Source organism: Pelotomaculum propionicicum (genome assembly GCF_048984525.1).
Classification (GTDB): Bacteria; Bacillota; Desulfotomaculia; order Desulfotomaculales; family Pelotomaculaceae; genus Syntrophopropionicum; species Syntrophopropionicum propionicicum_A.
In genome coordinates this window covers 1-2,630 of record NZ_JBMGJC010000028.1, presented here as the reverse complement: position 1 = coordinate 2,630, position 2,630 = coordinate 1, and the positions used below count along the sequence as shown (strand labels likewise).

At 48.1% G+C, this 2,630-nt stretch carries 2 protein-coding genes; both read left to right on the top strand.

Features of this window, described 5'->3' with window-relative positions; all coding sequences use genetic code 11:
- The first annotated feature begins 241 nt into the window (after positions 1-241).
- On the top strand, positions 242-1,810 hold the full coding sequence (istA, locus tag ACOBQJ_RS16920) for an IS21 family transposase (protein WP_421072960.1): 1,569 nt from the start codon (positions 242-244) through the stop codon (positions 1,808-1,810).
- The gene (gene istB, locus ACOBQJ_RS16915; protein ID WP_421072959.1) at positions 1,788-2,531 is read left to right on the top strand and encodes an IS21-like element helper ATPase IstB; all 744 of its coding nucleotides are present in this window, start codon (positions 1,788-1,790) and stop codon (positions 2,529-2,531) included. The genes istA and istB overlap by 23 nt, the downstream gene beginning before the upstream one ends.
- Positions 2,532-2,630 lie beyond the last annotated feature (99 nt).

The window sequence follows — 2,630 nt, the reverse complement described above, 5'->3', positions numbered from 1 at the left end:
TGTGAATTCTTGAAATATCCGGCCCCTCATTCTGAAAATAAGCGGCCACCTATTCTGATTTAATCCGGCACCCTGTTCTGAAATAATCCGGCCACCTTGTGGCCGTTTATCAGAATAGGTGGCCGGAATGACAATAATGGGTGGCCGGATTCATCAGAACGCTTTACTGGACTGAATTACATCCGTAACAGGCACTTTATTCCGACATATCAATTATCTGATCAAGGAGACTGCCGGAATAATGTCCAGAAAGCATATCAGCATGAGAAAAATCAAAGAAGTCCTTCGCTTAAACCAGTCCAAGGGCTTAAGCCCCCGTGCCATAGCCGGTATTCTGAAAATAGGTCGCACGACCGTTCAGGAATACCTCTCCCGCGCCAAAGATGCCGGCATCACCCTTGAAATCGCAGAATCTATCACCGAAGACGATCTTGAAAACAGACTGTTCAAATCTCCCGGAGTTTCTGCGGGGCGCCCAGTGCCTGACTGGAAAGCAATCCACCTTGAACACAGAAAAAACAGCATCACTCTGCAGGTTCTCTGGGAAGAATACAAAGCCGCTGAATCAGACGGCCTGAGCTATCCGTATTTCTGTGACCTGTATCGAAGATTCAGCAGAACTGTCGATATCAGCATGCGTCAGATTCACAAAGCCGGCGACAAAATGTTCGTTGATTACTGCGGCCAGACCGTTGCAATTATCAATCCGGCCACCGGCGAAGTCCTGCATGCAGAGATCTTCGTTGCCGTTCTTGGCGCCAGCAATTACATCTATGCCGAAGCCACCTGGTCGCAGCAGCTGTCAGACTGGATATCCTCACATGTCAAAGCCCTTGAGTTTTTCGGCGGTGTTCCCCGGGCCATTGTTCCTGACAATCTCAAGCCTGGCGTCACCAGGCCGGGTTATTACGACCCTGATATAAACCCGAGTTATGCCGAATTCGCGCGGCATTACGACACGACCATTCTGCCTGCCAGAATTAGAAAACCCAAAGACAAAGCCAAGGTAGAGGCGGGTGTACAGGTCGTTCAAAGATGGCTTCTTGCAAAGCTGCGCCATCGAAGGTTTCACTCTCTGGAAAGCCTGAATCAGGCAATAAGAGAACTGTTGATGACATTAAATGACAGGCCGTTCAGAAAACTTGAGGGAAGCAGGCGGTTACTCTTTGCAGAGCTCGACAAACCTGCTCTCGCACCGCTGCCTGCCAGGCCATATGAATTCGCAGCCTGGAAAACAGCCAAGGTGAACATCGATTATCACGTCGAATTTAAGAAGTTCTTCTACAGCGTCAGCTGGCGGGAAGCTCATCAGAAAGTCAGAATCAGGGCGACTGCTACAACTGTTGAAGTTTTCAAGGGTGATCAGCGCATTGCGGTTCATGTGCGTAAGTATATCGGGGATCGATATTCAACGCTTGAAGAGCACATGCCGCCCCGGCATCAATTCTTGAGATGGCCGCCCAGCAAACTTGTGGCAATGGGTGAAAAGATCGGAGAACCGGTTAAGGCTGTTGTAGAGGCTGTTTTTAAATCAAAATCCCATCCGGAACAGGGGTTCAGGGCAGCCCTTGGCCTGCTTCGACTGGCAAGGGTTCTTGGTGAAGACAGACTGCTCAATGCCTGCAAAAAGGCTATTTCTCTTGGATCACCAACATATAAAAGTGTAAAAAGTATCCTGGAAACCGGCCAGGACAAGTGTTTATCTACAACAGCTGAGGAGCAGAAACTGCCGGTGCACGAAAACATTCGTGGTGCAGCTTATTACCAGAACAGCGAGGAAAGCCAGAATGCTTCTACAACAAACCATTGATGCGCTTGCAAAGCTTAAAATGAATGAAATGATCAACGCTCTCAGAGAACAGGAAGGCAACCAGCAATATCAGGAACTGACCTTTCTCGAAAGACTCGGCATTCTCGCTGACAGACAGCTGATTTACCAGGAAAACAAATCACTGACTGCAAGGCTGAGAATGGCAAAATTAAGGCATCAGGCGGCCTTCGAAGATATCGACATGAAACCGGCTAGAGGTATTAACAAAGCGCAGATTCTTGAGCTCGGAACCTGTCGCTGGGTCAAAGAACATGACAATATTCTGATAATAGGCCCAACTGGAGCGGGAAAAACCTGGCTGGCCTGTGCACTCGCTCAAAAAGCCTGTCGCGAAGGATTCTCTGTTTTATACCAACGCCTGAGCAAATTACTCTACGAACTCTCGATCAACAGAGGGGAAGGAAAGTATCTCAAAGCACTGCAGGCCCTTTCAAAAATAGAGATACTCATTCTCGACGACTGGGGCCTTGAAATACTCAGCAAAGAACAGAGGCACGATCTGCTTGAAATTCTGGAAGACCGCCACGCCAGGAAATCAACCATCATTACCAGCCAGTTACCGACTGACGCCTGGCACCCATTTATCGGAGAAGACACTTTCGCTGACGCAATTATGGATCGCCTGATCCATAACGCTCAAATCCTGAATTTAAAAGGAGATTCGATGAGAAAGAAAAGAATAAACAAGACTGAGACCTAATCCGGCCACCTGTGGTAAAATTTTACTGTGCACGTAATTCTGTTTCGTAAAGTGGCCGGATTAAATCAGAACGACCGGCCGGATTTTCAAGAATACGCA